This window comes from Vibrio sp. V42_P2S4T144, from assembly GCF_009904715.1.
GTDB lineage: Bacteria > Pseudomonadota > Gammaproteobacteria > Enterobacterales > Vibrionaceae > Vibrio > Vibrio alginolyticus.
Genome location: NZ_WXWS01000592.1, coordinates 1 through 4,589, shown reverse-complemented (window position 1 = coordinate 4,589; position 4,589 = coordinate 1). Strand labels below are relative to the sequence as shown.

General features: G+C 45.1%; 3 protein-coding genes. 2 read left to right on the top strand and 1 reads right to left on the bottom strand.

What is annotated here, in order from left to right; all coding sequences use genetic code 11:
• Window positions 1–9: 9 nt before the first annotated feature.
• Window positions 10–717: a bifunctional 2-polyprenyl-6-hydroxyphenol methylase/3-demethylubiquinol 3-O-methyltransferase UbiG gene (ubiG, locus tag CAG68_RS19505; RefSeq protein ID WP_017636129.1), complete on the bottom strand. Its 708-nt coding sequence runs from the start codon at window positions 715–717 to the stop codon at window positions 10–12.
• 475 nt (window positions 718–1,192) lie between these two features.
• Between ubiG and gyrA the strand changes: the two genes are divergently transcribed.
• Window positions 1,193–3,913, top strand: coding sequence for a DNA topoisomerase (ATP-hydrolyzing) subunit A (gene gyrA, locus CAG68_RS19500; protein ID WP_042522797.1), 2,721 nt, complete (start codon window positions 1,193–1,195; stop codon window positions 3,911–3,913).
• A 123-nt stretch (window positions 3,914–4,036) separates the two neighbouring features.
• On the top strand, window positions 4,037–4,589 hold a 553-nt coding region (locus CAG68_RS19495; RefSeq protein ID WP_161441542.1), incomplete at its 3' end, for a TPR domain-containing protein.

The following is a 4,589-nucleotide window of genomic DNA, read 5'->3' as shown; positions in this document are numbered from 1 at the left end:
TAATAGCGTTCAGTATTTTTTAGTATGAACGATGTAGTTTACATCTACATTACGACCGAGTTTGTAGCTATCATTTAGAGGGTTGTAATGAAGCCCAGTAATGCCCATTTCCGTCAGGTCAGTTTGGTCTATCATCTTCATCATTTCGGCTGGCTTGATAAACTTATCGTGCTCATGAGTGCCTTCAGGAACAATCTTAAGAAGCTTCTCAGCACCGACAATAGCAAATAAGTACGACTTAATGTTTCGGTTCAAAGTTGAGAAAAACACGTGACCACCGGGTTTGACTAGCGCAGCACAAGAGCGGATAACGGAGAGAGGATCTGGAACGTGTTCAAGCATCTCCATACAAGTCACGACATCGTAAGTTCCTGCGTTTTCTATAGCGTGGTCTTCTATTGTGCTCTGAATGTAGGTCAGTTGAGTGCCTGTTTCTAATGCATGTAGTCGCGCGACTTCTAATGGTTCTTTACCCATATCAAGCCCCGTCACAATAGCGCCTTCTTTTGCCATGCTTTCAGCAAGAATGCCACCACCACAGCCGACATCAAGTGTTCGCTTGCCAAACAAGCCATTTGCTTTTTCAAGTACATAGTTCAAACGAAGTGGGTTAATTTGATGAAGCGGCTTAAACTCGCCTTCTAAATCCCACCATCGAGAAGCCATGTCCTCGAATTTCTTAATTTCACTTGGGTCGACGTTTTGTGCTTTAGTCATAATTGGTTTTATTGCATTCAATCTGAGTCCTTTAGAGGGCGCCAGTATACTCCAACGTTTTACACCCAAACAACCTCGATGTGCTTAGTTAAGGGACAATGACAGAGTTCACTGGCGCGGCAATCGAGACAGGTGCCTGTAATTTGTAAAGCGCTAACTATTGTTTTTGCTTCATCCTTGAACTGGTGCCAGTGACAATAACTCTAAAACCTGCATTTTCGCGTTGTGTGGTTAAAGGAATTTACCTCGCTTTTCCGCGTAAAGGGTCCGATTTTGCTCAATATTGACCGAAATATAACCACTAATCAGAAAGATATGGGATGAGTGTGCAAATTCTCGACATTTGATTCATAACCAAGCTCACAACCTGATAAAAGGAGAGGGAAAGTGATGCCGAAGTGATGAATTGTGTGTTATATTTTTGCACCTTACACGTATCGTAATTACGATCAGATAATAGAGGGATAATGGCTCTATGAGCGATTTAGCTAAAGAGATCACGCCCGTAAACATTGAAGATGAGCTTAGAGGTTCATACCTAGACTATGCGATGTCAGTCATCGTGGGTCGTGCTCTTCCAGATGTGCGTGATGGCCTAAAACCAGTACACCGCCGCGTTTTATTCGCGATGAACGTACTAGGCAACGATTGGAACAAACCATATAAAAAATCAGCCCGTGTTGTCGGCGACGTAATCGGTAAATATCACCCACACGGTGATAGTGCTGTGTACGACACAATCGTACGTATGGCTCAGCCGTTCTCGCTTCGTTACATGCTGGTCGATGGTCAAGGTAACTTTGGCTCGATCGATGGCGACTCTGCTGCGGCAATGCGTTACACCGAAGTTCGAATGGCAAAAATTGCCCATGAACTATTGGCTGACCTAGACAAAGAAACCGTAGACTACGTACCAAACTACGACGGTACTGAGCAGATCCCAGCGGTTCTTCCAACTAAAATTCCAAACCTATTGGTTAACGGTGCTTCTGGTATCGCAGTAGGTATGGCAACCAACATCCCGCCTCATAACCTTGGCGAAGTGATTGATGGCTGTCTTGCATACATCAATAATGAAGAAATCACTATTGATGAACTAATGGATTACATTCCTGGTCCTGATTTCCCAACGGCGGCGCTTATCAGCGGTCGTAAAGGCATTGTAGACGCGTACAAAACAGGTCGTGGCAAAATCTACATGCGTTCGAAAGCGGACATCGAAGTGGAGAAGAATGGTAAAGAGACCATTATCGTCACTGAAATTCCTTACCAGGTGAACAAAGCTCGCTTGATCGAAAAGATCGCTGAGCTAGTTAAAGATAAGAAAGTAGAAGGCATCAGTGCACTGCGCGACGAGTCAGATAAAGACGGTATGCGCATTGTTATTGAGTGTAAGCGCGATGCTGTGGGCGAAGTAGTTCTAAACAACCTTTACGCTCAGACTCAGCTGCAAACCACTTTCGGTATCAACATGGTGGCCCTAAACAATGGCCAGCCACAGCTATTCAACCTAAAAGATATGTTGAAGTGCTTTGTTGATCACCGTCGTGAAGTTGTGACACGTCGTACTATCTTCGAACTGCGTAAAGCGCGTGAACGTGCTCATATCCTTGAAGGTTTAGCTCTAGCGCTTGCTAACATTGATGAAATCATTGAGCTTATCCGTAAGGCACCTACACCGGCTGAAGCAAAAGCGGGTCTTATCGCTCGTGGTTGGGATTTAGGCAACGTTTCAGCAATGCTAGAGCGTGCTGGTACAGATGCTGCGCGCCCTGAATGGCTAGAGCCTGAATATGGTATTCGTGATGGTCAGTACTTCCTGACTGAGCAACAAGCACAAGCTATCCTAGATCTACGTTTACATAAACTAACAGGTCTAGAACACGAGAAGATTCTAGGCGAATACAAAACACTTCTAGAAGAAATCGCTGAACTCATGCATATCCTTGCGAGCACTGAGCGTTTGATGGAAGTTATCCGTGAAGAACTTGAAGCGGTTCGTGACGGCTTTGGTGACGCTCGTCGTACAGAAATCACAGCTGCGAGCCATGATATTGACATGGAAGAGCTGATCGCACGTGAAGACGTTGTAGTTACTCTATCTCACGGTGGTTACGTTAAGTACCAAGTACTGAGCGACTACGAGTCACAGCGCCGTGGTGGTAAAGGTAAGAGTGCGACTAAGATGAAAGATGAAGACCATATCGAGCGTCTTCTAGTGGCGAATACCCACGATAACATCTTGTGTTTCTCTACTCGTGGTAAGACATACCGCCTGAAAGTTTACCAATTGCCTCTAGCGAGCCGTACTGCGCGTGGTAAGCCAATTGTGAACATCCTTCCACTCGAAGAAGGTGAGCGCATTACCGCGATTCTGCGTGTTGATGAATTCTCTGAAGACAAATTCATCTTCATGGCAACAGGTGACGGTACGGTTAAGAAAACGCCGTTGAACCAGTTTGCAAACGTACGTTCAAACGGCCTAATCGCTGTGAACCTACGTGAAGACGATTCGTTAATCGGTGTGGATATCACTAACGGCGAAAACGAAATCATGCTGTTCTCTAAAGCTGGTAAAGTGGTTCGCTTTAAAGAAGCAGAAGAGATTCCAGTACTTGATGAAAATGGTAAACCAGTTCTTGATGAGAATGGTCAGCCAGAGATCAAGTTTAAAGGTGTTCGTCCTATGGGTCGTACCGCCTCTGGTGTTCGTGGTATGAAACTGGCTGAAAATGACCAAGTTGTATCACTTATTGTTCCTTCGCACGAAGGCGATATCCTAACGGTTACAGAAAACGGTTATGGTAAACGTACAGCACTTAGCGAGTACCCGACAAAAGGTCGTGGCACTCAAGGTGTAGTTTCTATCAAAGTTTCTGAGCGAAATGGCCCGGTAGTTGGTGCTATCCAGGTTGTTGAAGGTGATGAAATGATGATGATCACCGACGCTGGCACGTTAGTACGTACTCGTGTGGGTGAAGTTAGCCAGGTTGGTCGTAACACACAAGGTGTAACGCTTATCCGTACTGCGGAAGATGAATCAGTTGTTGGTTTGCAACGTATTGAAGAAGTTGATGATGAAGAGCTGCCTACTGATGAAGATGCAGAAGCGTTAGAGTCAACAGGCGAAAATACGCAGCAAGACGCTTCAGAAGCTCCAGCTGCTGATGATGCAGAGGAAGGTAACGAAGAGTAATCTTACATCGTTATCCTGATATGAAAAGCCGAGCCTTAGTTGCTCGGCTTTTTTGTATCTGTATCAACGCATTTAAAGTAAGAAATGCGTACACTGACGTTATCTTTGTTTATGGGACGTGTTATGTCTGTTTGGTTTTTCGCTGCCATCACTCTGATGGGATTGTTTATCGTACTCTTATCACTGAGTGCATCAAAAGTTAAACCTGCTCAATGGTTTGGCTTTTGCCTGTTAGTACTTGTCGTGACGAGTGCCAGTTTCTTATTGCTGCATCAAACTCCGCCTAAACCAATACAAGCGGAAATGTCACGAATGATGACTGCTCGTGACATCATGAAAGAGATTCAAGACCAGTTGCGTGAAGATCCGAACAACGCTGAATTGTGGTTCCAACTCGGGCAGGGCTACCTGCTAGAGGGGGAATTTGATGGCGCGCTGATTTGTTTTGATTACGCGATCCAGCTGACTGAGCCAGTCAGTGCCACGCAACTTGCCGCAAAAGCGACGACCTTGTACTACATTCACCAGCAATCAATGACGCAAGAAGTTAGCTTGCTTTTGGAGCAAGCTTTGCAGATAGAACCGCACAATGAAGCCGCTTTGTCTTTGATCGCAAATGATCATTTTCTGTCATTCCGATTTCAGGAAGCGATTGATGCCTGGGTACTATTATTAG